Raw genomic sequence first — 24,145 nt, 5'->3', positions numbered from 1 at the left:
GGGCCTCGCTGTAACGTCGTGAGGCGTGCGGTGCAAGCTGCTACTCGGCAGCTTCCTTAACGGTGCCGTGCTCGACCGTCTCGTCGCCTTCGCCGTCACCCTTACGGCCCCAGCCCGAGAACCAGTTGTTGAGCTCGTCGAGATAGAGATAGACGACCGGCGTGGTGAACAGCGTCAGCGCCTGGCTGACGATCAGGCCGCCCACCATGGCGTAGCCGAGCGGCTGGCGAATCTCGGCGCCGGTGCCGTGGCCGAGCATCAGCGGCACGCCGCCGAGCAGGGCAGCCATCGTCGTCATCATGATCGGACGGAAGCGCAACAGCGCCGCTTGCCGGATCGATTCCGCCGGCGTCTTGTGCTCGTCGCGTTCCGCGGCGATGGCGAAGTCCACCATCATGATGCCGTTCTTCTTCACGATGCCGATCAGCAGAATGACTCCGATCAAAGCAATGAGGCTGAACTCGAAGCCGGCCGCCATCAGGATCGCGAGGGCGCCGACGCCGGCCGAGGGCAGGGTCGACAGAATCGTGATCGGATGGATGTAGCTCTCGTAGAGGATGCCGAGGATCAGATAGACCACGACCAGCGCGGCGAGGATGAGGAGCGGCACGGTGCCGAGCGATTGCTGGAACGCTTGTGCCGTGCCCTGGAAGCTGGAATTCAGCGTCGGCGGCGCGCCGAGATCGGCCATCGCCTTCTGCACAGCCTCGGTGGCCTGGCCGAGCGCGACGCCCTGGGCGAGGTTGAAGCTGATCGTGATCGCGGGGAACTGGCCCTGGTGGCTGATCGAGAGCGGGCGGACCGGATCGGTGCTCCAGGTCGCGAAGGTCGACAGCGGCACCTGATCGCCGGTCAGCGGAGATTTCAGGTAGAGCTTGTTCAGGCTCTCGAGGCTGCCCTGCATCTCCGGCAGGATCTCGAGGATCACCTTGTAGGTGTTGAGCTGGGTGAAATACTGCGTGACCTGGCGCTGTCCGAAGGCGTCGTACAGCGTGTCGTCGATCAGCTGCGGCTGGATTCCGTAACGCGCTGCAGTATCGCGGTTGATCTTGAGCTGAACCGTGGTGCCCTGGGTCTGCTGGTCGGTCGCAACGTCGCGCAGTTGCGGCAAGGTCTGCATCTTGGCGAGGATCTTCGGTGCCCAGTCGTTGAGCTCGGCGAGATCGGCGTCCTGCAGGGTGAACTCGAACTGGGTGCGCGTCGGCCGGCCGCCGAGCCGGACGTCCTGGGCCGCCTGCATGTAGAGGCGGGCGCCGGACACCTTCTCGAGCTTGGGACGCAGCCGCGCGATGATCTGCTGCGCGGAGGCTTCGCGCTCGTTGCGCGGCTTCAGCGTGATGAACATGTTGCCGTTGTTGCCGGCGCGGCCGCTGCCGCCGATGTTCATCGCGATGGATGCGATGTCGGGATCGTCCATCACGATCTTGCCGAGCTCGACCTGGCGGCGCTGCATCTCCGCGAACGAGATGTCCTGGGAGGCTTCCGAGGTCGCAGTGATCAGGCCGACGTCCTGTTGCGGGAAGAACCCTTTCGGGATCAGCACGAACAGATAGACGGACAGGGCAAGGGTCGCGAAGAAGATCGTGAGCGTGGTGCGGCGCCAGGCCAGGGCATGGTCGAGCATCCATTCGTAACCGCGCAACATCCGGTCGAAGCCGCGCTCGCTCCACTGGTAGAACTTGCCGTGGGTGACCTCGCCATGGGCGCGCAGGAAGCGCGAGGCCATCATCGGCGTCAGGGTCAGCGACACGAACATCGAGACGAAGATCGTCATCGCCAGCACGACGGCGAATTCGCGGAACAGGCGCCCGATGATGCCGCCCATCAGCAGCAGCGGAATCAGCACCGCGACCAGCGAGATGCTGATCGAGACGATGGTGAAGCCGATTTCCTTCGAGCCCTTGAAGGCCGCCGCCATCGGCGATTCGCCTTCCTCGATGTAGCGCGTGATGTTCTCCAGCATCACGATGGCGTCGTCGACGACGAATCCGACCGCGATGGTGAGCGCCATCAGCGACAGATTGTCGAGCGAGTAGCCGAACACCCACATCAGCGCGCACGCGCCCAGCAGCGCCAGTGGCACCGTGATGGTGGGAATGACCGTTGCCCAGAAGCTGCGCAGGAAGATGAAGATGACCATGACGACCAGCGCAATGGTCAGCAGCAGCGTGAACTGGACGTCTTCGACCGCGGCGCGGATTGTCGTGGTGCGGTCGCTGATGACCTCGATCTTGATCGCGGGCGGGATCGCTGCGACGAGGCGAGGCAACGTCGCCTTGATCCGGTCGACGGTCTCGATGACGTTGGCGCCGGGTTGCTTGAACACCACCAGGAACACGCCGCGCTTGCCGTTGGCCCAGGCCGCCTGCTTGGCGTCCTCGGGGCCGCTGACCGCCTGGCCGATGTCGCGGATTCGCAAGGGACCGCCGTTGCGATAGGCGATGATGACGTCGTTCCAGTCCTTGGCCTGGGTGAGCTGGTCGTTGGCGTAGATCGTGTAGGCGCGCTTCGGGCCGTCGATGTTGCCCTTCGGGCTGTCGACCGTGGTGATCGCGATCTGGCTGCGCACGTCCTCCATCGACAGGCCCTTGGCGACGAGCTTCGCCGGGTCGATCTGAATGCGGATCGAGGGCTTCTGCTGGCCGCCGATGAAGACCTGCGCGACGCCCGAGAGCTGGCTGATCTGCTGGGCGAGCTGGGCATCGACCGCGTCGCTGACGCTGGTCAGCGGCATTGTCTCGGAGGTTGCCGACAACAGCAGGATCGGGGCGTCGGCCGGGTTGACCTTGCGGTAGGTTGGTGGGGAGGGCAGGTTCTTCGGCAGCTGACCGCTCGCGGCGTTGATGGCGCCCTGCACGTCGTTGGCGGCGCCGTCGATGCTGCGGTTGAGGTCGAACTGGATGGTGATCGACGCGGTGCCCAGATAGCTCGTCGAGGTCATCTGGGCGATGCCCGGGATCTGGGCGAATTGCCGTTCGAGCGGCTGGGCCACCGACGAGGCCATGGTCTCGGGGCTGCCGCCCGGCAGATTGGCGGTGATCTGGATGGTCGGGAAGTCCACCTGCGGCAGGGGCGCGACAGGCAGCAGGGGATAGGCGACGAGACCGACGAAGAGAATGCCGGCCATCAGCAGCGAGGTGCCGATGGGATAACGGATGAAAGGTGCCGAAATCCCGCCCGCGTTCATTCCTGTCGAACCTTGTTCTGCGCCGGATCCGTACTCGCCACGGCCGTGGAGACGAGGCTTCCGGGCTGGACCTTGAATTGGCCCCCGGTGATCACCTGCTGCCCGGGCGTCAGCCCTTCGTCGACGACCGAACGTCCGTCAATCGCGTAGCTGACCTTGATCTTGTGCACCTCGGCCTTGTTGTCCTGATTGACGGTATAGGCGTAGAGGCCGTTGGTGGAGTGCTGGACCGCGTCATCCGGGACAACGGTCGCATCCTTCAGAGTGCGCACCAGCAGGCGCGTCGACACCGACTGCCCGGGCCACAGCGCGTGGTCCTTGTTGTCGAACACCGCCTTGAGCCGGATCGTGCCGCTGCTGGTGTCGACCTGGTTGTTGATGACGGCGAGCTTGCCCTCGGCCAGAGTCTTCTTGCCGTCGGTGGTGAAGGCGATCACCCTGAGCGCGCCGGCCTTCTGGCCCTCGCTGATATAGGGCAGCTGGTCTTCTGGTGCGGTGAAGATCACCGAGATCGGCTCGACCTGCGAGATCGTGACGATGCCGGTCTGCGTCGAGGAATTGACGATGTTGCCGACGTCGACCTGGCGCAGGCCCGCGACGCCGGTGATCGGCGCCTTGACCTGGGTGTAGTCGAGCTGGGTCTGCGCGTTGGAGATCGAAGCTTCGTCGGCGGCGATCTGCGCGGTGAGCTGGGCGACCGTGGAGCGCTGGGTGTCGACCCGCTGTGCGGTGGCGAATTCGCCGAGTTTCATGGCGCGCTGGAGCTCGAGATTGGCGTTGGCCAGATTTGCCTCGTCCTGCGCCTTCTTGGCCTTGGCTTGGTCGAGCGTGGCCTGATAGGGGCGGGGATCGATCGAGGCGAGGAGCTCGCCCTCCTTGACGATCTGGCCTTCGGTGAAGGCAATCTTGTCGATCTGCCCATCCACCCGGGTCCGGACTTGGACGGTGTTGAAGCCCGCAACCGTGCCGAGACCGGTCAGGTAAACCGGAAAGTCCACCTTCTGGACCGGCGAAACGCTCACGGGGACGGCGGGCGGGCGCTGCGGCCCCTTCTGTGCGGTCTGGGTTTTTCCAGCGTCGGGCGAGCCGAATTTCTGCCAACCATAGTAACCCGCGGAGGCCACGGCCGCGATGATCAGAATCCAGAGGATCGGCCGGGACTTTTTCATATCGTCTCGTGTCGGCTCTTGTGCCTTAAGCTACGAATTGTGAGGCAATCATAGGGTTCCAGCGCGCTTGTATAATACACGCCAAGTTCCAGTGTAAACAGCACTATCGGCTGAGAATCCTAAACAATTGGAAAGCTTTGCACTGTCTAGGCAGCTCCGTGTCACTACGGTGTGCAGTGCTGCATTCTCCCGCCACGAACGATCTGCGAGCAAATCTTGTGCAATGCTCGGAAGCGGTGTGCGCGGGATAGGGATGCGCTACGCGGGGCGGCTCCCAAGAACGGTTCTAAGTCGCGCAGAGGCCGTTTCGGTTGTCAGGAAATTCGGCATCGGCCATATCGGCGCGTTGCAATGGGAGCGCAGGATGGACGAACTGAACGGCAAGCTGATCGCGTGTCAAATCCTGATCACGGGACTTATCGCACGCGTCGCCAACGAGCAGCGTGATCCCTTGCACTTTCTCACCGACTTCCGCGACGAGATCAGAGCCGTGGTCGGGGGCGTCAACATTGCCGGCATGGACAACAGCGATCGCGTGCGCGCGGTGGCGCAGAAGACCGTCGATGAATTGTTCTCGCTGATGAAGCCGCCGAGCAGTGATTGACGATGCGCGCGCGATCGCCGATCTCGCGCTCGCTTTAGAACAAATCCAATCTTGATTTAGAACGATTTCAAACTGCAGTTTAGAATCGTTTTGATCTGGACTTATTCAAGGGTTCTCGCGGCTTGCTCGCATTGACCCGCTATTTTGCGGCCGATACCAACACTCCAATCGCTCATCGAAGTGAATGGGCGAACAGGAATATGGGGCGTGTTGGTAATGGGGCAGGTGGTCGCACCGAAGTCGTTGCGTTCGGTCGCAGCATTCGATGAAAAGTTCACGGGCGTTTCCGGCAAGAAGGTCTCGGCTGTCGCGGGCCTGATCGCGGCAGCATCGGTGTCGAGCGGCGCGGAGGCGCAGCAGTCGAACCTGCCGCCGGTAACGGTCGATGCGCCGGTCGCGCGTCCGCGCCCGGTGGCTTCGAAGCCGACGGCGGACCAGGTCCGCGCGCGCAATGCGCTTCGCCGCGCCGCGCAGCGGCAGCAGGCGGCGCAGCAGACCGCTCCCACCGTTCCGGCCGGCGAAGCCGATCGCAATCCCTATTCCGATCCGGCGGCACCCTACAAGGTCGACCACGTCCAGGCCTCCGGCAAGTTTCCCGAGCCAATGCTGAACACGCCGAAGACCATTACCGTGCTCAGCAAGGAAGTGCTCGAGGACAAGAACGCCACGACGCTGAAGGAGATCGGGCGCTCGACCGCCGGCGTGACGCTGGGATCTGGGGAAGGCGGCAACGCGTTCGGGGATCGCTTCTTCATCCGCGGCTTCGATGCGCGCAACGACGTCTTCATCGACGGTATCCGCGATCCCGCGGTCTCGATCCGCGAGAACTTCTTCACCGAGCAGATCGAGATTCTGCGCGGGCCGGCCTCGTCCTACGCAGGCCGCGGCACCGCCGGCGGTGCCATCAACATCGTCACCAAGCAGGCTGGCGACGTCAATTTCAAGCGAATGGACACCGAGTTCGGCACCGACCGGACCAAGCGGGTCACGCTCGACGTCAACCAGGTCATCGATCCGACGTTCTCGGTGCGGGCCGGCGGCCTGTTCCAGGACGCCAACGTCGCCGGCCGTGATTACGTCACCGACAATCGCTGGGGTTCGTTCATCGCGACCAAGTATACCCCGACCAACGACATCAAGATCACGACGAACTACGTCCACACCGACCTCAGCGGCTATCCTGATTTCGGCGTGCCCTACTACAAGCAGGGCAACGTCCCGGTGACGTCGGCGGGCATTCCGCGTGGTAACTGGTACGGCTTCCTCAACCGCGACTTCCAGACCGCGCGGCAGGATTTCGGCACCGGCACGATCGAGTACAAGGTCAACGAGGCCATCACGCTGAGCAGCAAGGTGCGCGGCGAGCACTCGCTGCTGAATTATATCGGCACGCTGCCGCAGAACCCGATCACGACTAGCCCCAATCCGCTGCTCTGGACCACGACGGCCAGTGCGCAGAGCCGCTACCAGAACGTCGACGTGTGGGCCAACCAGAACGAGGCCACGTTCAAGCTCAACACCGGCGGGGTCAAGCACACCGCGGTGTTCGGCGTGGAATATGCCAACGAGAACATCTCGATCGACCGTTACACCGGCCTCTCGTCCGAACTGTTCGGCGGCGGCTCGACCAGCAGCGGGGCGGTCCCGGGGGTCAACCTCTACTCGCCGCAGTACACCTACATTCCCTTCAGCAACACGCCGTCGCTGGTTGGAAATCCGACGCGCTATGGCGTCAACACCAGCAGCGTCTACGTCATGGACACCGCGAACTGGCAGGACACGATCATCGTCAATGGTGGCGTGCGCTACGACGGTTACAGCCAGAGTTCGTCGACCAACGCGGATCATCTCAAACAGAATGCCGATCTCGTCAATTACAACGTCGGCCTGGTCTACAAGCCGATGTCGATCGGCAGCCTCTATGCGGCCTATGCGACCTCGGCCAATCCGTTCGGATCGGAGCTTGACGCGACCGCCACCGACTACGGCGGCATTCCTGCCAACACGGCTATCTTGCTCGGGCCGGAGCGCAACAAGGCAGCCGAACTCGGCACCAAATGGGAGCTGGCTGATCGCCATTTGCTGGTCAGCGCCGCGTTGTTCCAGACCACGAAGGACAATGCGCGCGAAACCGTCAGCGGCCTGCTGACTTCGGGCGCTGCCTACAGGATCCAGGGCATCGATATCGAGGCCGAAGGCAAGATCACCGATCGCTGGAGCATCTTCGGCGGCCTGGTGTTGATGCAATCGAAGGTCACGCAGAGCGGTGTCGCCTCAAATCTCGGCCTGCAGCTTGCCAACGTGGCTCATCAATCGTTCAGCATGCTGACCAAGTACAAATTCGACGACGGCTGGGAGCTGGGCGGTCAGGCGGTGTACCGTTCGAAGGTGTATGGCGGCACGTTCGCGGCCAATACCGGCAACGAGCTGCCGAGCTACTGGCGCTTCGACGCGTTCGTCGAGAAGAAGATCGACAAGAACTGGACAATGAAGTTCTACGCCCAGAATCTCACCAACAAGCTCTACTACGATACGCTCTATCGCAGCGCGGTTCCCTTCGTCGCGGTCGCGCCGGGGCGGGCGTTCTACCTCATCACGACGGCGAAGTTCTGATCATGTTGACCTGCCTTCCTGGCGTTCTGAGCAAGGATGATGTGGCGGATTTCCGCCGCATCATGGAGGCCAGCGAATGGGAAGACGGGCGCTCCACCGCGGGCTCGCAGTCGGCGATGGTCAAGCGCAACGAGCAATTGCCGCCGGACAGCGAGGTCGCGCGCAAGCTCGGCAACCGCATCGTTTCGGCGCTGACTTCGAACCCGCGCTTCATCGCCGCGGCGATCCCGCTCCAGATCTTCCCGCCGCTGTTCAACCGCTATGCGGCCAGCAGCGGCCACCATTTCGGCCTGCACGTCGACAATGCCATCCGCGGCGACCGGCTGACCGGCCTTCGGATCCGCACGGATCTGTCGGTGACGCTGTTCCTGGCCGAGCCGGAGGAGTACGACGGTGGCGAACTTGTGATCGAGGACAGTTACGGTTCGCACGAAGTCAAGTTGCAGGCCGGGGACTGCGTGCTCTATCCCTCGACCAGCCTCCATCTGGTCACCCCGGTGACGAGGGGAACGCGGGTTGCGTCTTTCTTCTGGCTTCAGAGCATGATACGGGACGATCAAGCCCGGAGCATGATCTTTGACCTCGACACCGCGATACAGGCGCTGGTGGAACGGCTCGGGCGTGACGATCCCGAAACGGTCAAATTGACGGGTATCTATCACAATCTCATTCGCTACTGGGCCGAAGTATGAAGATCATGTCCTTCCAAGCAAGCCTTGCCGCAGCTCTGGTGCTGGCGGCCGCCTGGCTTGCATCCCCTGTTTCTGCCCAGACACAGGCCGCGCCCGCGGCACCGGTCCAGTCGACGGCTCAGCCGTCCGCGGTCAGCCCGGCCCCGGTTGTTGCTCCGCCTGCGGCGCCCCAAGCTGTCGTGTCCGCGGCTGCAAAGTCCGATACGGCAGCCGGCATCGCGCCCGCCATGAAGGAATTGTCGCCCTGGGTGATGTTCCAGTCGGCGGATATCATCGTGAAGGCGGTGATGATCGGGCTCGCCTTTGCGTCGCTCGTGACCTGGACGGTGCTGATCGCCAAGTCGATCGAATTGTCGATCGCCTCGACCAAGCTTCGCTCGGCGCTGAAGAAGATCGCGGAGGCGCGCTCGCTCGCGGAAGCGCAGATGGCGCTCGGCTCGAAGGCGGGGATCCTGCCGTCCTTCCTGGCGGCGGCGCTGCGGGAGGCGCGGATGTCGGCCGGCCTGTCCAGTGACACCGGCATCAAGGAGCGGGCGGCTTCGAGCTTCTCCGAGATCATGCGCGCGGAGGCGCGGCGCATCCGCGTCGGCATGGGCGTGCTCGCGACCATCGGCTCGACCTCGCCCTTCGTCGGCCTGTTCGGCACGGTGTGGGGCATCATGAACAGCTTCATCGGCATCTCGAAGTCGCAGACCACGAACCTCGCCGTCGTCGCGCCCGGTATCGCCGAGGCGCTGCTCGCCACCGCGATCGGCCTGGTCGCCGCCATTCCCGCCGTCATCATTTACAACTACTTCTCGCGCGTGACGAAGAGCTATCTCGAGCTCGTCAGCCGTGCCTCGGGCGCGGCGGGGCGGTTGCTCTCGCGCGATCTCGACCGCAGCCACGGCAGCGTGCATTCGCGCGCGGCGGAGTGAACCATGGGCGTTTCGCTCGCAGACAATGATGACGACGACGATTTCGGCGAAACGCATGAAATCAACGTCACGCCGTTCATCGACGTCATCCTGGTGCTGCTGATCATCTTCATGGTCGCAGCGCCGCTCTCGACCGTCGATCTGCCGATCGATCTGCCGACGTCGAGCGCTACGCCGCAGAAGAAGCCGGACAAGCCGACCTATCTCAGCATCAAGCCCGATTTGACCCTTGCCATCGGAGAGAACCCGGTGCACCGCGCCGAGTTGATCGGCACGCTCGATGGTCTGTCCGACATGAGCAAGGACAAGTACGTCTTCCTGCGCGCCGATCGCTCGGTGCCGTATGGCGAGTTGATGGGCGTCATGGAGCTGTTGCGCTCAGGCGGCTATTCACGGGTGAAATTGGTTGCGCTGGAAGGCGCTCCGGGGGCGCCCGCGGCAGGCGCCGCTCAGCCTTAGAGGCCCGCGATGTCGGACGAGTCCAGACCAGCCCGGACGCTTTGGATTTTTGCAGCGGTGGCGGCGCTTGCGCTCCATCTGGGCGGTGCCGCGCTCGCACTGGCGCACTTTCGGGCCGATGACGGCGACGACGGCCTCGGCGCAGTCGGCGCGGAGTTCGCGGTCGAGATGGCTTCGCCGAAGGCGCCGGACACCGACCTTCCCCCGGGGCCGGATAGCGAAGCAATGCAGGAGCAGCAGGCGCTTCCCGAGCAAAAGGCCGAGACCAAGGAAACCGAGCTTCCAAAGGATCAGTCGCAACAGGTCGACGATCCCGATCGGGTCGTCACGGAGAACATCTCGAAGAAGCCGCAGGACGAGGATCCGAAGATTGCAGCGGTCGAAACGCCCGCTGCGGAAGCTTCGCCGAAGTCCGTTGCGACGGCGCGGCAGACGCTCGATGAGGACGCGCGCGAGGCCGAGAAGGCGCTGGCGCCTGTGCTGGGCATCGGCAAGGACATTCTGAAGCTCACGGCGGACTGGAATCGCAAGATCAGCGCGCATCTCGCGGCCCACAAGGTCAACCCCGAGGGCAAGGAGCCCAACAATCAGAAGGTCAAGGTCAGCTTCGCGATCAACCGACGGGGCAACGTGCTTTCAGTCGACGTTGTCGAGTCGTCCGGGGATGCAGCTTACGATGCGGCTGCGATCTCGATTGTCCGCAAGTCCGATCCCATCCCGCAACCGCCCGCCAGCCTGACCGACGACCGGTTCGAGCGCACCGTCGACATCATCTTCACGCCGCCGGACGCAAAGAAAAAGAAGAAGACGGCTCAGCGCCAGTAGAGCCGGATCCCGACATAGACCACGACCAGGCAGGCGAAGATCAGCGCCACCGGGAGCGGCCGTTTCTGGCTTGCGCCCGCGGTCGCTGCTCCGAAGAAACTGGCCTTTTTCGGTTTCGGGTCTGGGCGGCGGAACGCGGTAACATTGTCCGCCGCCGGCTCGGCCGCCCGTGGGCGGACGTCAGGCGGGGTTCCCGCGCCGCCCATCTCGGCATAGTAGGCCTTGTAGATGGCGCCGATGGTGGCCTCGGTAGCCTCGCCCTCATTCATCTGCGCCTGCAGATTCTTGTAGCTCACCAGGAACTCCTGCGCCCCCGGAGGCAGCGCGGACGACCCGTTGAGCTTGGCCATCATCTTCCAGGTGGCGAAATCGGCGCGAGCGCGGGTATCGGCGCGTCGCGCGATCAGCATATCGGCAGCTTTGACCAAGTCGGCCTCGAGCCCTTCGGCTTGTGTTCGGGTGTGTCGCTGTTCAACTACGCATTGCCGGTCAGAATGAGAACACCCTGAATCACATAACCGGTCAACGTTCGCAGTATTGCTGAAATAACATCAAGATTTAGACCGAACTGGGAGCCCGCCAACGGTAGCAGGATCAGCAAGCCGATCAGGATCAGCATCCCGAACCGCTCGAGCCGCGCCAGCGGCAGGGCGAGCGCGCGGGGCAACAGCCCCACCGCGACGCGCCCGCCGTCGAGCGGCGGGATCGGCATCATGTTGAAGACGGCCAACGCCGCGTTTAGTCGGACCGAATTCCCGAGGTTATCGAGAATCCACTGCGCCGAGCTAGCCGGTACGAAGGGCAGGGCGTGAATGGCGATGCCGGCCATGAGCGCCAGCACGATGTTGATGACGGGACCAGCCAGCGCCACCCAGACCATGTCGAGCTTCGGGTTGGCGAGATTGCGATAATTGACCGGCACCGGCTTGGCATAGCCGAACAGGAACGGCGAATGCGCAAACAGCAGCATCGCCGGCAGCACCACGGTGCCGAATGGATCAATGTGGCGAAACGGGTTGAAGCTGACGCGGCCGAGTTGTGAGGCCGTGTTGTCGCCAAGACGATACGCGACGAAGGCGTGCGCGGCCTCGTGGAAGGTGATGGCGAGCAGCACCGGCAGGACCCACACGGAGAGATCATAGAGAGAAATGTTCACGGCTCGTCCGTCCCGGTTTGCTTGCGGTCTAGCAGCCGACCCAGCCAACCGGTGGTGCAGCAACGCTTCACCTCAACATAGGGTGGGCGGTTCCGAAATGCCACGCTGCAAATGATCGGCGCCCCGAACCCGCCGTGCAGTCGTGCAATTCATGCAGGAATCGTCCCCGGATATTGCGTCAGCCCGTCGTCGAGCTTCAGCCAGGCGAGCTTCTCGGAGACCCAGATGTGCTCGGTCGGCGCGAAGGCGTTGCGATCGTCGAACGTCGTCAGTGCGACGCCCGCCAGCGTGCCGTTGCGCCGCCAGGAGAACAGCCGCGTGCCGCAGCGTTTGCAGAACACGCGGTCGATGTTCTCGGACGACGCATAGCGGGCGGTGTCGCCCTCGACGGTCAGTGCGCGCTGGTCGAACTGCGCGCGGACGAAGTAGGGCGAGCCCATTGCCTTTTGGCATATGCGGCAATGGCAGATGCGAACGTTGAGCGGCTCGCCTTCCGCCTTGAATCGCACCGCGCCGCACAGGCATCCGCCTTCTCTGACCATGACGCCCTCAGTAAGTTGCGCGCCCGCCGGAGATGTCGAACACGGCGCCGGTCGAAAACCCGCAGTCCTCGGATGCGAGCCAGCTCACCATCGCGGCCAACTCTTCCACCTGTACGAAGCGCGCTTTCGGAATCTTCGACAGCATGAAGTCGATATGCTGCTGCGTCATCTGGTCGAAGATCGCGGTCTTCGCAGCCGCGGGCGTCACCGCATTGACGAGGATGTCATGTGCTGCCAATTCCTTGCCGAGCGACTTGGTCAGCGCGATCAAGCCGGCCTTGGACGCCGAATAGTGCGAGGCGTTCGGGTTGCCTTCCTTGCCGGCGATCGAGGCGATGTTGACGATGCGCCCGTATTTCTGCTTGAGCATCGCGGGCACGATCGCCTTGCAGACGATGAAGGGGCCGTCGAGGTTGATGCGCAGAACTTTCCGCCATTCCTCGAGATCGGTCTCCCAGACCGGCTTGTTGACCCCGGCAATGCCGGCGTTGTTGACGAGGATGTCGATCTTGCCGAAGGCGGCAAGCGTGGCGTCGCGGGCCTGCTCGACGGCCGCGGCATCGGTGACGTCGACCTTGAAGACGCGGGCATTGTCGCCGATTTCCTTTGCCGTCCTCTCGGCGAGGGCTGCATCAAAATCCCAGATCGCGACTTTGGCGCCGGAGGCGACGAAGCGCTGAACGATGGCGCGGCCGAAGCCTTGCGCGCCGCCGGTGACGATCGCGACACGGTCGTTGAGATCGATCTTGTTCATGCTGGATGCCTTCTGGATGCCTTGGCGTCAGAGCATGTAGCCGCCGTCGACGACGAGGTCGACGCCGGTGGTGAAGGCGCTCTCATCACTGCCGAGATAGACCGCCATGGACGCGATCTCGTCGGCGGTGCCGAGTCGGCCCATCTTCTGGCGGGAGACGAACATCTCCTTGCCCTGCGGCCCTTGCGCCGCGGCGCGGTCGAGCATCGAAGGCGTCTCGACGGTGCCAGGGCAGATGCTGTTGCAGCGGATGCCCTTGGTGATGAAGTCGAGCGCGACCGCGCGCGTCAGCAGCGACACCGCGGCCTTCGAGGAGCTGTAGACGTAGCGGTTGGCCGGCGGCCGCAGCGCCGCGCAGGAGGAGATGTTGACGATACTGCCGCCGCCGCCCGCGAGCATGTCCGGCAGGAAGGCCCTGATGGTCCGGTGCATCGACTTGACGTTGAGGTCGAACGAGAAATCAAAATCCTCTTCCGAGCACTCGAGAATGGTGCCGTGATGCACGAAGCCCGCTGCGTTGAGCAGGATGTCGACCTTGCCGACGCGCTTGGCGAAGGCGTTGACGTCGGCGGTGTTGCGAACGTCGAGCTTCGCGGTCTCGGCGATACCTTCCTTGGCCAGGCTCGCGATGCCGCTCTCGTTGATGTCGGTGGCGATGACGGTCGCGCCTTCACGCGCGAATGCGACGGCGCATGCGCGTCCGATGCCTGCCGCTGCAGCCGTGATGACGGCGCGCTTTCCCTTGAGGCGGTCTGCCATGGTCTTGTTCTCCTCACTTATCGAATTTTGTCTGTTGCATCGTCATTGCGAGCGAAGCGAAGCAATCCAGAATCTCACCGCGGAGACAGTCTGGATTGCTTCGTCGCTTCGCTCCTCGCAATGACGATGTGGCTGCTAGTGATTATCCCGCGCCACGCCAAATGTGCCGGCGACGTTCTGGTAGCGCGTGGCGAGCTCCATGCAGGCACCGGTCGACTGCTGTCCAACGGTGTTGCGATAAAGCTCCTGCCACGGCGTCTGGTTCGGCGGATGCTTGAAGCCGCCATTGGCCGTCAGCTCGGCGTGGCGCTTCTTCACCTCGTCGTCGGAGATGAGAATGTTGGCGCTGCCCTTGTTCAGATCGACGCGCACCTTGTCGCCGTTTCTGAGGATCGCGAGCCCGCCATTGGCGGCGGCTTCCGGCGAAGCATTGAGGATCGAAGGCGAGCCCGAGGTGCCCGACTGGCGCCCGTCGCCGATGCAGGGCAGGGACATGATGCCGCGTTTGATCAGCGCCGCAGGCGGCTGCATGTTCACGACCTCGGCGCCGCCGGGATAGCCGATCGGGCCGGTGCCGCGGATGAACAGCACGCAGCGCTCGTCGATCTCGAGCGAGGGATCGTCGATCCGCTCGTGATAGTCCTCAGGCCCCTCAAACACGACGGCGCGGCCTTCGAAAGCGTTGAGGTCCTTGGGGTTGCTGAGATAGCGGTCGCGAAACTCCTTGGAGATCACGCTGGTCTTCATGATCGCGGAATCGAACAGATTGCCCTTCAGCACCAGGAAGCCGGCGTCCTTCACCAGCGGCTTGTCGTAAGCCCAGATCACGTCGTTGTCGGGCTTTGGCGCATTGGCGCAGTTCTCGCCGATGCCGCGGCCGTTCACCGTGACCGCGTCCTCGTGGATGCGCTTGTGCTTCATCAGCTCGCGCACCACGGCCGGCACGCCGCCGGCGCGGTGGAATTCCTCGCCGAGATAGAAGCCGGCCGGCTGCATGTTGACCAGCAGCGGCACGTCGTGGCCGACCTTCTGCCAGTCGTCGATCGAGAGCTCGACGCCGATGTGGCGCGCCAGCGCGTTGATGTGGATCGGCGCGTTGGTCGAGCCACCGATTGCGGAGTTGATCACGATGCAGTTCTCGAACGCCTCGCGGGTCAGGATGTCCGAAGGCTTGAGGTCTTCCCAGACCATGTCGACGATACGCTTTCCCGTCTCGTAGGCGATCTGGCCGCGCTCGCGATAGGGAGCGGGGATCGCCGCACAGCCCGGCAGGGAGAAGCCGAGCGCTTCCGCGAGCCCGTTCATGGTGGAGGCGGTGCCCATGGTGTTGCAATGGCCGACCGAGGGCGCCGATGACGCCACGATCTCCATGAACTCTTCATAGTCGATCTCGCCGGCGGCGAGCCGCTCGCGCGATTTCCAGACGATGGTGCCGGAGCCTGTGCGCTCGCCATTGTGCCAGCCGTTCAGCATCGGCCCGCCCGACAGCACGATCGCGGGCAGGTTGACGGTCGCCGCCGCCATCATGCAGGCCGGCGTAGTCTTGTCACAGCCGGTGGTCAGCACCACGCCGTCGAGCGGGTAGCCGTAGAGGATCTCGACGAGGCCGAGATAAGCGAGGTTGCGGTCGAGCGCCGCGGTCGGGCGCTTGCCAGTCTCCTGGATCGGATGGGTCGGGAATTCCATCGCAATGCCGCCGGCCTCGCGGATGCCTTCGCGGACGCGATGGGCAAGCTCGATATGGTGGCGGTTGCAGGGGGAGAGGTCGTTGCCGGTCTGTGCGATGCCGATGATCGGCTTGCCGGACTGGAGCTCGGCGCGGGTGAGACCGTAGTTCAGATAGCGCTCCATATAGAGCGCGGTCATGCCCGGATTATGCGGATTGTTGAACCATTCCTGCGAGCGGAGGTGGCGGCGAGCGCCGTTGCCGGCGGGGGCATGCCCATTGGTTGGTTTTTTTGTCATTGGTTTCTCCTGCAATGCAAACGCACCGGCGTCCGTTTTATGGTATCGACTTGTGCGATGCCCAACGGCGCGAGCGACGATTTGCCTGCCCGCTGGCGGGTCGTTTCCTCACAAATCCGATACTAGTCATGGCCGCTTGGTAACGCTACCATTTTGTTCGCAGCGCCCGTGCTAGAAGCGGCTGGCCGGTTGTCCGACCGCCGGGCCAACGAGCTTTGCCGCTCGATCACCTTGAAGCCGAGATCGAGCACCGGATGCTCCGGGCGCCGTCCGTCGATCGCGTCGATCAGCATGCTGGCGGCCGTGTTGCCCATCTCGTAGCGGTTGGTGCGCACGCTCGTGAGAGTTGGGACGGCGGAGGCCATGAATTCGAGATCGTTGAAGCCCACGATCGCGATCTGTTCGGGGATGGCGATCTCGCGGCGCCTGCATTCGAACAGCACACCCAGCGCGAGGTCGTCATTGGCGCAGAACACCGCGTCCATGCCGGGCTCCCGCGCCAGGAGATCGGTGAACAGGGCGCCTCCGAGCGTTACCGAGGTCGGAGTCGCCGTCGTGACGACGAGGCGTTGCTCGAACAGTCCGGCGTCCTTCATGGCCGAGACATATCCGTCGAGCCGCCGCTGCACCCGCGGATCCATCCGCGCGCCGACGAAGCCGATCTTGCGGTGACCTTGCGCGAACAGATGCGCAACCGCCGCACGGGCTGCGTGATAGTGCGAAAAGCCGATCATCATGTCGACCGGATTGGGTCCGATCTCCATGATTTGCACGATCGGGCAGTCGGCGGCATCGAGCATCGCGCGCGATTCCGTGGTCTGGTCGATGCCGGTGACGATCAGCCCGGCCGGCTTCTGCGCAAGAAACAGGCGCAGCAGCTTCTCCTCCTGGAGAATACTGTAGCGTGTGTTGGAAAGCTGGATCGAGTAACGGCTGTTTTCGGAGGCGTCGTAGATGCCGCGCAACACGTCGGAGAACACATTATTGGTTAGTGACGGAATCAAGACACCGATCACCTCGGTGCGCTGCGAGGCCAACGCGCGTGCCGCCAGGTTCGGCACATAGCCGAGCTCTCTGGCCGCGCTCTCGACCCGGGTCCGCTTGGCGACCGACAGCGCCTCGGGATTGCGGAAGAAGCGGGACGCCGTGATCGGGCTTACGCCGGCAAGCTCGGCGACTTCCGCCAGCCGGATTTTGCCTGACTTGGTGCGGTTTCGACCCATTTGCTGCTCTTAACACACTCACTGTCGCAAACAAAGGAACGTTGACAGCGCTACCAGCACAGACTAACCAAAGACAAATTGCCAAAACCGCACAAACTGCCGACAATGGCGCCCGCTAAGGTTGGGCTTCGTTCGGTGAAGTCTGAAAAAACAAGACGGTCGCGGCGCGAGATGCGTCGTGGACTTTCGAGGAGGGAGCTAGATGTCGTCTGTGCAAATCCGCGACGTGCGGAAATCGTTCGGCAATTTTGAAGTCCTGCACGGCGTTTCGATTCCGATCGAGGACGGCCAGTTCGTCGTCCTGGTTGGTCCCTCCGGCTGCGGCAAGTCGACGCTTCTGCGCATGCTCGCCGGTCTCGAGAACATCACCTCAGGCACGATTTCGATCGGCGACCGCGTCGTCAACAATGTCCAGCCCAAGGAGCGGGACATTGCGATGGTGTTCCAGAACTACGCGCTCTATCCGCATATGACGGTCGGCGAGAACATGGGCTTCTCGATGAAGCTGCGGGGCGAGAGCACCGAAGAGATCAACAAACGCGTCAAGCGCGCCGCCGAGATACTTGCGCTGTCGCCGCTGCTCGAACGCTATCCCCGCCAGCTCTCCGGCGGCCAGCGCCAGCGCGTCGCCATGGGCCGCGCTATCGTGCGCGATCCGCAGGTGTTCCTGTTCGACGAGCCCTTGTCGAACCTCGACGCCAAGCTGCGCGTCGCGATGCGCACCGAGATCAAGGAGCTGCACCAGCGGCTGAAGACCACGACGGTCTACGTCACCCACGATCAGATCGAGGCCATGACCATGGCCGACAAGATCGTCGTTATGCACGATGGCATCGTCGAGCAGATGGGTACGCCGCTCGAGCTCTACGACAAGCCCGAGAACCAGTTCGTCGCCGGCTTTATCGGCTCACCGTCCATGAACTTCCTGAAAGGTCATGTGCGCGTCAACGGCGTTGCGACCTTCGAGGGGCCGAATGGCGTCAAGCTGCCGCTCAGGAACGCGCCGGCGGCGTCCGACGGGCGTCCCGTCGTTTACGGCGTGCGTCCCGAGCATTTCACCATCGCTGACGACGGCGCCGATGCCGAGATCGTCGTGGTCGAGCCGACCGGTTCGGAAACGCAGGTGTTTGCGAAGCTCGGCGGTGAGCAGGTCGTCGCGGTCTTCCGCGAACGTCACCAGTTCAATCCGGGTGACAAGGTCAAGCTGAAGCCCGATCCCTCCGTGATTCATCTGTTCGACGAGGCGACGGGCAAACGCGTGTAGCGACGCCAAAGAACTGCCCAAGCAGAACTGCCCAATACAAGACGACCCAATACAAATATAAAATTTAGGGAGAGAACGATGAGCGATTTCGACAGGCGAAGTGTGCTTAAAGTCGGTCTGGGCGGCGCGGCGCTGCTGGCCGGCCCGGGTATCGTCCCGGTGCGCGCGGCGGAGTGGACCAACACGCCCGAGCCAAACGCCTCCATCCGCGTCTTGCGCTGGAAGCAGTTCATTCAGGCCGAGTTCGACAAATTCGCCGAGCAGACCAAGGCGTTCTCCGAGAAGACCGGAGTCAAGATCAAGCTCGAGGCCGAGAGCTGGGAGGACATCCGTCCCAAAGCCGCGGTCGCCGCCAATGTCGGCGCCGGTCCTGACCTGATCATCGGAACGCTCGATGATCCCCACAAATTCCCGGAAAAGCTGATCGACATGACTGACGTCGCCGACTATCTCGGCGCGCAGTATGGTGGCTGGTACCCGGTTGCCGAGCGCTACGGCAAGAAGGGCAACAGCTGGATCGCTATTCCGCAGGGCGCGACCGGCGGCTGCCTGAACTACCGCGTCAGCCACGTGAAGGCCGCCGGCTTCGATGAATTCCCCAAGGACACTGCCGGCTTCCTCAAGCTCTGCCAGGCGCTGAAGAAGAACAACACGCCGGCCGGCTTCGCGCTCGGCCACGCCACGGGCGACGCCAACGGCTGGTGTCAGTGGGCGCTGTGGGCCTTCGGCGGCAAGGTCGTCAACGACAAGAACGAGGTCGTGATCGACTCGCCGGAGACGATCGCCGCGCTTGAATACGTCAAGCAGCTCTACGAGACCTTCATCCCCGGCGTGCTGTCGTGGAATGACTCGAACAACAACAAGGCGTTCCTCAACGGCGAGCTCAGCCTGACGCTGAACGGCATTTCGATCTGGACCGTCGGAAAGAACTCGACCGATCCGAAGCAGCAGGAAATCGCCAAGGACATGAACCACGCGCCGATGCCGATCGGGCCGGTCGGCGTGTCGACCGAGCAGCAGAACGTGCTCGTCTATTACGGTTACAAGCACTCGAAGTATCCGAAGGCCGTCAAGGAATACATCAAGTTCATGATGGACAAGGCGAACTACGACGCCTGGGAGGTCTCCTCCAACGGTTACGTGTCGCCGCCGCTGCCGGCCTACAACGACAACCCTGTGTGGACCTCCGATCCGAAGATCACGCCGTATCGCGACTGCCTGAAGCGCTGCCGCGACAACGGCTATGCCGGCGATCTCGGCTATGCCTCGGCCGCCGTGATGGGCGACTTCGTCGTCGTCGACATGTTCGCGGAGGCCGCGTCAGGCTCCGTGACGCCGAAGGCGGCAGCCGCACGCGCAGCCGAGCGCGCCAAGCGCTACTACCAGGTCTGATCAGCTCCAATCTACGCGGCGTCCGGTTCGCCGGACGCCGCGACTTTTCGTCGAGGGGAATCCGACATGGCAGTTATGGCCGAGTCCGTTGCCGCGCAGGTCAAGCGCAGCAGCTTGTGGACCAGAGCATTCGAGAGCCGGAATTTCCTCGGCGCGATGTTCATGGTGCCGGCGATCGCCATCCTCATCCTGTTTCTGGCTTACCCGCTGGCGCTGGGCTTCTGGCTCGGCATGACCGACACCAAGATCGGTGGCGCCGGGCGCTACATCGGCTTCCAGAATTTCGTCTCGCTGGCGAAGGACTCGGTGTTCTGGCTTTCGGTGTTCAACACCATCTTCTACACGGTCGCCGCCAGCGCGGTGAAATTCGCCATCGGCCTCTATTTGGCGCTGCTGCTCAACGAACGGCTGCCGATGAAGTCGATGGTCCGCGCCATCGTCCTGTTGCCCTTCGTCGTGCCGACGGTGCTCTCTGCGATCGCGTTCTGGTGGATCTATGACAGCCAGTTCTCGATCATCTCCTGGGTGTTGATCAAGGCCGGCCTGATCACGCGCTATATCGACTTCCTCGGCGATCCCTGGAATGCGCGCTGGTCGGTCGTCGCCGCCAATATCTGGCGCGGCGTGCCCTTCGTGGCGATCACGCTGCTGGCGGGATTACAGACCATCTCGCCCTCGCTCTATGAGGCCGCCAATCTCGACGGCGCCACCAATCTGCAGCGCTTCCGCCACATCACGCTGCCGATGCTGTCGCCGATCATCGCGGTCGTGATGACGTTCTCGGTGCTGATGACTTTCACCGACTTCCAGCTCATCTACACCATCACGCGGGGTGGGCCGATCAACTCCACCCATCTGATGGCGACGCTGTCGTTCCAGCGTGCCATCACCGGGGGCAATCTGGGCGAGGGCGCGGCGATCTCGAACGCGATGATTCCGTTCCTGGTTGCGGCGATCCTGCTCAGCTTCTTTGGGCTTCAGCGTTCCCGCTGGCAGCAGGGCGGGAGGGACTGACCATGACCACGGCAGACGACCAAAGCGTCGGAATGGACTACCTCGAGAGCTTCCCGCGGAAGTTTTTTCGGGTCTACCTTCCGCTCGGCCTGATCATCTTCTTCCTGCTGTTCCCGTTCTACTGGATGGCGGTCGCGACGTTCAAGCCGGACGCGGAAATGTACGACTACGAAAAGTACAATCCGTTCTGGATCGTGCATCCGACGCTGGAGCACATCAAGAAGCTGTTCTTCGACACCGACTATCCGCTCTGGATGTGGAACACCGTGATCGTCTCGGTGTCCTCGACCTTCATTTCGCTGTTCGCCAGCGTCTGCGCCGCCTATGCGATCGAACGCCTTCGCTACAGGGGCTCGCGCTATGTCGGCCTTGCGATCTTCCTCGGCTATCTCGTGCCGCCCTCGATCCTGTTCATTCCGCTGGCGGCGATTGTATTTCAGCTCGGCCTGTTCGACGGCAATCTGGCGCTGATCCTGACCTATCCGACCTTCCTGATCCCGTTCTGCACCTGGCTGCTGATGGGCTATTTCCGCACCATCCCCTATGAGCTGGAGGAGTGTGCGCTGATCGACGGGGCGACGAGGTTGCAGATTCTGATGAAGATCACGCTGCCGCTTTCGCTGCCGGGCGTGATCTCGGCGGGCATCTTCGCCTTCACGCTATCCTGGAACGAGTTCATCTACGCGCTGACCTTCATCTCCTCGTCCGAGAACAAGACGATCCCCGTCGGCGCGATCACCGAGCTCGTCAATGGCGACGTCTACCATTGGGGTGCGCTGATGGCGGCGGCTCTGACCGGCTCGGTTCCCGTAGTTATCCTTTATTCCTTCTTCGTGGAGTATTATGTGTCGGCGATGACCGGCGCCGTGAAGGAATGATCGCGGGGCCTGCCTCGAGAGCGTGCCAGGACGAATCGCCAAGGGCGCGTTCCGGCCAATAAAAAGGAGTAGGCTCTTGCACATCCTGGTTCTCGGCGCCGCCGGCATGGTCGGCCGCAAATTGTGCGAACGGTTGTTGCGCGACGGCCGGCTTGGCAAGAGCGACATCACCAAGCTGACCATGCATGACGTGGTCGAGCCGAAGACGCCGGAAAAGGCCGGTTTTGCCGTCGAGACCGTGTCGAGCGATTTTGCCGTCCCGGGTGCGGCCGAAAAGCTGATCGCCGGCCGTCCGGACGTGATCTTTCATCTCGCCGCGATCGTCTCGGGCGAAGCCGAGCTCGACTTCGACAAGGGCTACCGCATCAATCTCGACGGCACGCGGATGCTGCTCGATGCCGTCAGGGTCGCAGGGGGCGGCTACAAGCCGCGCGTGGTCTTCACGTCCTCGATTGCGGTGTTCGGCGCGCCGTTCCCCGATGCGATCGGCGACGAGTTCTTCCACACGCCGCTTCTGAGCTACGGTACGCAGAAGGCGATCGGCGAATTGCTGCTGGCCGACTATTCCCGCCGCGGCTTCCTCGATGGCATCGGCATCCGCCTGCCGACCATCTGCATTCGGCCCGGCCTGCCCAACAAGGCGGCATCGGGCTTCTTCTCCAACATCCTGCGGGAGCCGCTGGCCGGCAAGGAAGCGGTCCTTCCGGTGTCCGAGGACGTCCGCCATTGGCATGCCACGCCGCGCTCCGCCGTCGGCTTCCTGCTGCATGCGGGCACCATGGACCTCGCCGCGGTGGGGCCGCGCCGCAATTTGACCATGCCGGGCCTGTCGGCGACGGTTGGCGAGCAGATCGCTGCGCTGAAACGCGTCGCCGGCGACAAGGTCGCCGCCCGCATCAAGCGGGAGCCCGATCCCTTCATCGTCGGCATCGTCGGCGGCTGGCCGCGCAACTTCAATGCAAAGCGGTCGCTCGAGCTCGGCTTCACCACCGCCGAAAAGACTTTCGACGACATCATCCGCATTCACATCGAAGACGAGCTCAGCGGCAATTTCGTCGCCTGATCTCTGACTGAGCGGGTAAAGTGATGGCGAGCGTTGCTTGCATCGGCGAATGCATGGTCGAGCTCCGGCAGGCCCAGGGTGGACAATCCGCCGGACATTCCAGCGGGCAGGGCGGGGGCCTCTACTCGCGTGGATTCGGCGGCGACACTCTCAACACGGCCGTGTACCTCGCGCGGCTCGAGGTCAAGGTCGACTATCTCACCGCGCTTGGCGACGATGCCCTGAGCGATGAGATGATCGCAGCCTGGACTGCGGAGGGCGTCGGCACGAGGCGCGTCGCGCGGCTGCCCGGCAAGCTGCCCGGCCTCTACATGATCCAGCTGGACGCGAAGGGCGAGCGCCAGTTCTTCCACTGGCGCGACAGTGCGGCGGCGCGCCAGCTGATGAATCTGCCGGAGACGGACGATCTCCTCAACTCCCTGATGAGCTACGACATCGTCTATCTCTCTGCGATCACGCTCTCGATCTACGACGCGGCCGGGCGCGAGCGCCTCTTCGCGGCGATCAAGCGCGCGCGCCTGCTCGGCACCCGCTTCGTGTTCGACACCAATTTCCGCGCGCGGGGATGGCCGGATCGCGACGTCGCGCGCGAGGTGTTTTCAGCCGCCTTCGCGGCTGCCGACATCGTGCTGACCTCGACCGAGGATCTGCTCGCTCTCTATCCCGGCGAAAGCCACGAGCAGTTGATGGCGCGCATCCCGACCCCCGAGTTGGTGTTCCGGCTCGCCGAGCCGGTCAGCCTGCTGCGCTTTCCCGGGGGCCCCTACGAGGTCCGCGCCGAGCCCATGACCAAACCCGTGGTCGACACCACCGCGGCCGGCGACAGCTTTGCGGCGGCCTATATCGCGGCGCGGCTCGCCGGTTCCAACCCGGTCGAGGCCGCCCAGGCCGGGCACCGCCTCGCCAGCCTCGTGATCTGCTATTCCGGCGCCATCATTCCGGGTTATGCCATGCCGCCGAAGAAACGGCACCGGCCGGCGACGACGCGTCAAGCGACCAAGTGAAACGAAAGCCAAGATGACCACGACTGCCCAGCAGAACCACCTCGCCGCGCTGTTCAAGGCCGCGACCGTCATTCCCGTCCTCACCATCGAGCGTATCCAGGATGCTGTGCCGCTGGCGCGTGCGCTGGTGGCCGGCGGCGTCCGTACGCTGGAGGTGACCATGCGTACCCCTGTTGCGATCGAGGCTGCGAGGGCGATGATGGCCGAGGTGCCCGAGGCGGTGATCGGCATCGGCACGATTCTCAATCCGGCCGACTTCACCCGTGTCGAGAAGCTCGGCGTCGCCTTCGGCATCAGCCCGGGCTTGACCCCGGACCTGTTGAAGGCCGCCACCCATAGCTCCTTGCCGTTTGCGCCGGGTATCGCCACGGCGTCCGAACTGATGATGGCGCTATCCTACGGCTTCGACATTGCAAAATTTTTCCCGGCCGAGCAGGCCGGCGGCATCAAGGGGCTGCGTTCGCTGGGTGGGCCGTTCCCGAACGTGCGGTTCTGCCCGACCGGGGGGGTCGGCGAGGCCAATGCGGCGACCTGGCTCGCGGAGCCCAATGTGGTCGCGGTCGGCGGTTCCTGGCTGTGCCCGACGGCGGAGATCAGGGCCGGGAACTGGGCCGGCATAACTGCCATCTGCCAGCGCACCCTCCAGGCCCTTAAACCCGCGTGAA

Annotated in this window: 22 protein-coding genes; 13 read left to right on the top strand and 9 right to left on the bottom strand. The window is 63.5% G+C overall.

Annotated elements, in window-relative coordinates; translation table 11 throughout:
• Positions 1–40 precede the first annotated feature (40 nt).
• Both IVB40_RS21340 and IVB40_RS21335 read right to left on the bottom strand, forming a co-directional pair.
• Positions 41–3,187 carry a multidrug efflux RND transporter permease subunit gene (locus IVB40_RS21340; protein WP_027569523.1) on the bottom strand — a complete coding sequence of 1,049 codons (3,147 nt, stop codon included), beginning with the start codon at positions 3,185–3,187 and terminating at the stop codon, positions 41–43.
• Positions 3,184–4,356: an efflux RND transporter periplasmic adaptor subunit gene (locus tag IVB40_RS21335; protein ID WP_027569524.1), complete on the bottom strand. Its 1,173-nt coding sequence runs from the start codon at positions 4,354–4,356 to the stop codon at positions 3,184–3,186. The genes IVB40_RS21340 and IVB40_RS21335 overlap by 4 nt, the downstream gene beginning before the upstream one ends.
• A gap of 364 nt (positions 4,357–4,720) precedes the next feature.
• Between IVB40_RS21335 and IVB40_RS21330 the strand changes: the two genes are divergently transcribed.
• The 6 genes from IVB40_RS21330 to IVB40_RS21305 all read left to right on the top strand — a co-directional run bounded on the left by IVB40_RS21330 (position 4,721) and on the right by IVB40_RS21305 (position 10,466).
• Entirely contained in the window at positions 4,721–4,960 is a 240-nt protein-coding gene (locus IVB40_RS21330; RefSeq protein WP_247286580.1) for a hypothetical protein, read from the top strand.
• A 216-nt stretch (positions 4,961–5,176) separates the two neighbouring features.
• On the top strand, positions 5,177–7,573 hold the full coding sequence (locus IVB40_RS21325; RefSeq protein WP_247819572.1) for a TonB-dependent receptor: 2,397 nt from the start codon (positions 5,177–5,179) through the stop codon (positions 7,571–7,573).
• 2 nt (positions 7,574–7,575) lie between these two features.
• Positions 7,576–8,265, top strand: a complete 690-nt coding sequence (locus IVB40_RS21320) for a Fe2+-dependent dioxygenase (RefSeq protein ID WP_247461478.1) — start codon at positions 7,576–7,578, stop codon at positions 8,263–8,265.
• Positions 8,262–9,182, top strand: coding sequence for a tonB-system energizer ExbB (gene exbB / locus IVB40_RS21315; RefSeq protein ID WP_027569528.1), 921 nt, complete (start codon positions 8,262–8,264; stop codon positions 9,180–9,182). Before IVB40_RS21320 ends, exbB begins: the two co-directional genes overlap by 4 nt.
• A 3-nt stretch (positions 9,183–9,185) precedes the next feature.
• Complete coding sequence (gene exbD / locus IVB40_RS21310; protein ID WP_018459254.1) at positions 9,186–9,641, top strand: TonB system transport protein ExbD; 456 nt, start codon at positions 9,186–9,188, stop codon at positions 9,639–9,641.
• 9 nt (positions 9,642–9,650) lie between these two features.
• Positions 9,651–10,466: a TonB family protein gene (locus IVB40_RS21305; protein ID WP_247816195.1), complete on the top strand. Its 816-nt coding sequence runs from the start codon at positions 9,651–9,653 to the stop codon at positions 10,464–10,466.
• On the opposite strand, the gene IVB40_RS21300 is transcribed toward IVB40_RS21305, so the two are convergent.
• From IVB40_RS21300 to IVB40_RS21270, 7 genes are all read right to left on the bottom strand, one after another.
• The gene (locus tag IVB40_RS21300; RefSeq protein ID WP_027569530.1) at positions 10,454–10,876 is read right to left on the bottom strand and encodes a hypothetical protein; all 423 of its coding nucleotides are present in this window, start codon (positions 10,874–10,876) and stop codon (positions 10,454–10,456) included. The two genes, IVB40_RS21305 and IVB40_RS21300, sit on opposite strands and share 13 nt — an antisense overlap.
• Before the next feature lie 65 nt (positions 10,877–10,941).
• Positions 10,942–11,622, bottom strand: a complete 681-nt coding sequence (locus IVB40_RS21295) for a site-2 protease family protein (protein ID WP_247819571.1) — start codon at positions 11,620–11,622, stop codon at positions 10,942–10,944.
• Positions 11,623–11,771: 149 nt separating this feature from the next.
• Complete coding sequence (locus IVB40_RS21290; RefSeq protein ID WP_027569532.1) at positions 11,772–12,164, bottom strand: GFA family protein; 393 nt, start codon at positions 12,162–12,164, stop codon at positions 11,772–11,774.
• Positions 12,165–12,171: 7 nt separating this feature from the next.
• Positions 12,172–12,918, bottom strand: coding sequence for an SDR family NAD(P)-dependent oxidoreductase (locus IVB40_RS21285; RefSeq protein WP_247286576.1), 747 nt, complete (start codon positions 12,916–12,918; stop codon positions 12,172–12,174).
• 27 nt (positions 12,919–12,945) lie between these two features.
• Entirely contained in the window at positions 12,946–13,677 is a 732-nt protein-coding gene (locus tag IVB40_RS21280; protein ID WP_027569534.1) for an SDR family oxidoreductase, read from the bottom strand.
• A 135-nt stretch (positions 13,678–13,812) separates the two neighbouring features.
• Positions 13,813–15,642, bottom strand: coding sequence for an IlvD/Edd family dehydratase (locus tag IVB40_RS21275; protein ID WP_247816194.1), 1,830 nt, complete (start codon positions 15,640–15,642; stop codon positions 13,813–13,815).
• A 122-nt stretch (positions 15,643–15,764) separates the two neighbouring features.
• On the bottom strand, positions 15,765–16,865 hold the full coding sequence (locus IVB40_RS21270; RefSeq protein WP_247816193.1) for a LacI family DNA-binding transcriptional regulator: 1,101 nt from the start codon (positions 16,863–16,865) through the stop codon (positions 15,765–15,767).
• 202 nt (positions 16,866–17,067) lie between these two features.
• On the opposite strand from IVB40_RS21270, the gene ugpC reads away from it, so the two are divergent.
• From ugpC to eda, 7 genes are all read left to right on the top strand, one after another.
• The gene (ugpC, locus tag IVB40_RS21265) at positions 17,068–18,129 is read left to right on the top strand and encodes a sn-glycerol-3-phosphate ABC transporter ATP-binding protein UgpC (protein WP_007592328.1); all 1,062 of its coding nucleotides are present in this window, start codon (positions 17,068–17,070) and stop codon (positions 18,127–18,129) included.
• A gap of 78 nt (positions 18,130–18,207) precedes the next feature.
• Positions 18,208–19,521: an ABC transporter substrate-binding protein gene (locus IVB40_RS21260; RefSeq protein ID WP_027517383.1), complete on the top strand. Its 1,314-nt coding sequence runs from the start codon at positions 18,208–18,210 to the stop codon at positions 19,519–19,521.
• 66 nt (positions 19,522–19,587) lie between these two features.
• Positions 19,588–20,535, top strand: a complete 948-nt coding sequence (locus IVB40_RS21255; RefSeq protein ID WP_247360480.1) for a sugar ABC transporter permease — start codon at positions 19,588–19,590, stop codon at positions 20,533–20,535.
• 2 nt (positions 20,536–20,537) lie between these two features.
• Entirely contained in the window at positions 20,538–21,413 is an 876-nt protein-coding gene (locus IVB40_RS21250) for a carbohydrate ABC transporter permease (protein ID WP_027569538.1), read from the top strand.
• Positions 21,414–21,489: 76 nt separating this feature from the next.
• Entirely contained in the window at positions 21,490–22,476 is a 987-nt protein-coding gene (gene denD / locus IVB40_RS21245; RefSeq protein WP_247433875.1) for a D-erythronate dehydrogenase, read from the top strand.
• Positions 22,477–22,499: 23 nt separating this feature from the next.
• Positions 22,500–23,480 carry a sugar kinase gene (locus IVB40_RS21240; RefSeq protein ID WP_027569540.1) on the top strand — a complete coding sequence of 327 codons (981 nt, stop codon included), beginning with the start codon at positions 22,500–22,502 and terminating at the stop codon, positions 23,478–23,480.
• A 13-nt stretch (positions 23,481–23,493) separates the two neighbouring features.
• Entirely contained in the window at positions 23,494–24,144 is a 651-nt protein-coding gene (gene eda / locus IVB40_RS21235; protein WP_027569541.1) for a bifunctional 4-hydroxy-2-oxoglutarate aldolase/2-dehydro-3-deoxy-phosphogluconate aldolase, read from the top strand.
• Position 24,145: the final 1 nt, after the last annotated feature.

This window comes from Bradyrhizobium sp. 40 (genome assembly GCF_023100925.1).
GTDB lineage: Bacteria > Pseudomonadota > Alphaproteobacteria > Rhizobiales > Xanthobacteraceae > Bradyrhizobium.
The sequence above is the reverse complement of the archived record's forward strand: the minus strand, read 5'-3'. Positions and strand labels throughout refer to the sequence as shown.

Bases quoted from the DNA above. Each gene is read 5' to 3' on its own strand.
- IVB40_RS21260 (WP_027517383.1), top strand. From the start codon at position 18,208: ATGAGCGATTTCGACAGGCGAAGTGTGCTTAAAGTCGGTCTGGGCGGC.
- IVB40_RS21240 (WP_027569540.1), top strand. From the start codon at position 22,500: ATGGCGAGCGTTGCTTGCATCGGCGAATGCATGGTCGAGCTCCGGCAG.
- IVB40_RS21255 (WP_247360480.1), top strand. From the start codon at position 19,588: ATGGCAGTTATGGCCGAGTCCGTTGCCGCGCAGGTCAAGCGCAGCAGC.
- IVB40_RS21340 (WP_027569523.1), bottom strand. From the start codon at position 3,187: ATGAACGCGGGCGGGATTTCGGCACCTTTCATCCGTTATCCCATCGGC.
- IVB40_RS21290 (WP_027569532.1), bottom strand. From the start codon at position 12,164: ATGGTCAGAGAAGGCGGATGCCTGTGCGGCGCGGTGCGATTCAAGGCG.
- IVB40_RS21270 (WP_247816193.1), bottom strand. From the start codon at position 16,865: ATGGGTCGAAACCGCACCAAGTCAGGCAAAATCCGGCTGGCGGAAGTC.
- IVB40_RS21320 (WP_247461478.1), top strand. From the start codon at position 7,576: ATGTTGACCTGCCTTCCTGGCGTTCTGAGCAAGGATGATGTGGCGGAT.
- IVB40_RS21280 (WP_027569534.1), bottom strand. From the start codon at position 13,677: ATGGCAGACCGCCTCAAGGGAAAGCGCGCCGTCATCACGGCTGCAGCG.
- IVB40_RS21330 (WP_247286580.1), top strand. From the start codon at position 4,721: ATGGACGAACTGAACGGCAAGCTGATCGCGTGTCAAATCCTGATCACG.
- IVB40_RS21325 (WP_247819572.1), top strand. From the start codon at position 5,177: ATGGGGCAGGTGGTCGCACCGAAGTCGTTGCGTTCGGTCGCAGCATTC.
- IVB40_RS21305 (WP_247816195.1), top strand. From the start codon at position 9,651: ATGTCGGACGAGTCCAGACCAGCCCGGACGCTTTGGATTTTTGCAGCG.
- IVB40_RS21335 (WP_027569524.1), bottom strand. From the start codon at position 4,356: ATGAAAAAGTCCCGGCCGATCCTCTGGATTCTGATCATCGCGGCCGTG.
- exbB (WP_027569528.1), top strand. From the start codon at position 8,262: ATGAAGATCATGTCCTTCCAAGCAAGCCTTGCCGCAGCTCTGGTGCTG.
- IVB40_RS21285 (WP_247286576.1), bottom strand. From the start codon at position 12,918: ATGAACAAGATCGATCTCAACGACCGTGTCGCGATCGTCACCGGCGGC.
- ugpC (WP_007592328.1), top strand. From the start codon at position 17,068: ATGTCGTCTGTGCAAATCCGCGACGTGCGGAAATCGTTCGGCAATTTT.
- IVB40_RS21250 (WP_027569538.1), top strand. From the start codon at position 20,538: ATGACCACGGCAGACGACCAAAGCGTCGGAATGGACTACCTCGAGAGC.
- eda (WP_027569541.1), top strand. From the start codon at position 23,494: ATGACCACGACTGCCCAGCAGAACCACCTCGCCGCGCTGTTCAAGGCC.
- IVB40_RS21300 (WP_027569530.1), bottom strand. From the start codon at position 10,876: ATGCTGATCGCGCGACGCGCCGATACCCGCGCTCGCGCCGATTTCGCC.
- exbD (WP_018459254.1), top strand. From the start codon at position 9,186: ATGGGCGTTTCGCTCGCAGACAATGATGACGACGACGATTTCGGCGAA.
- IVB40_RS21275 (WP_247816194.1), bottom strand. From the start codon at position 15,642: ATGACAAAAAAACCAACCAATGGGCATGCCCCCGCCGGCAACGGCGCT.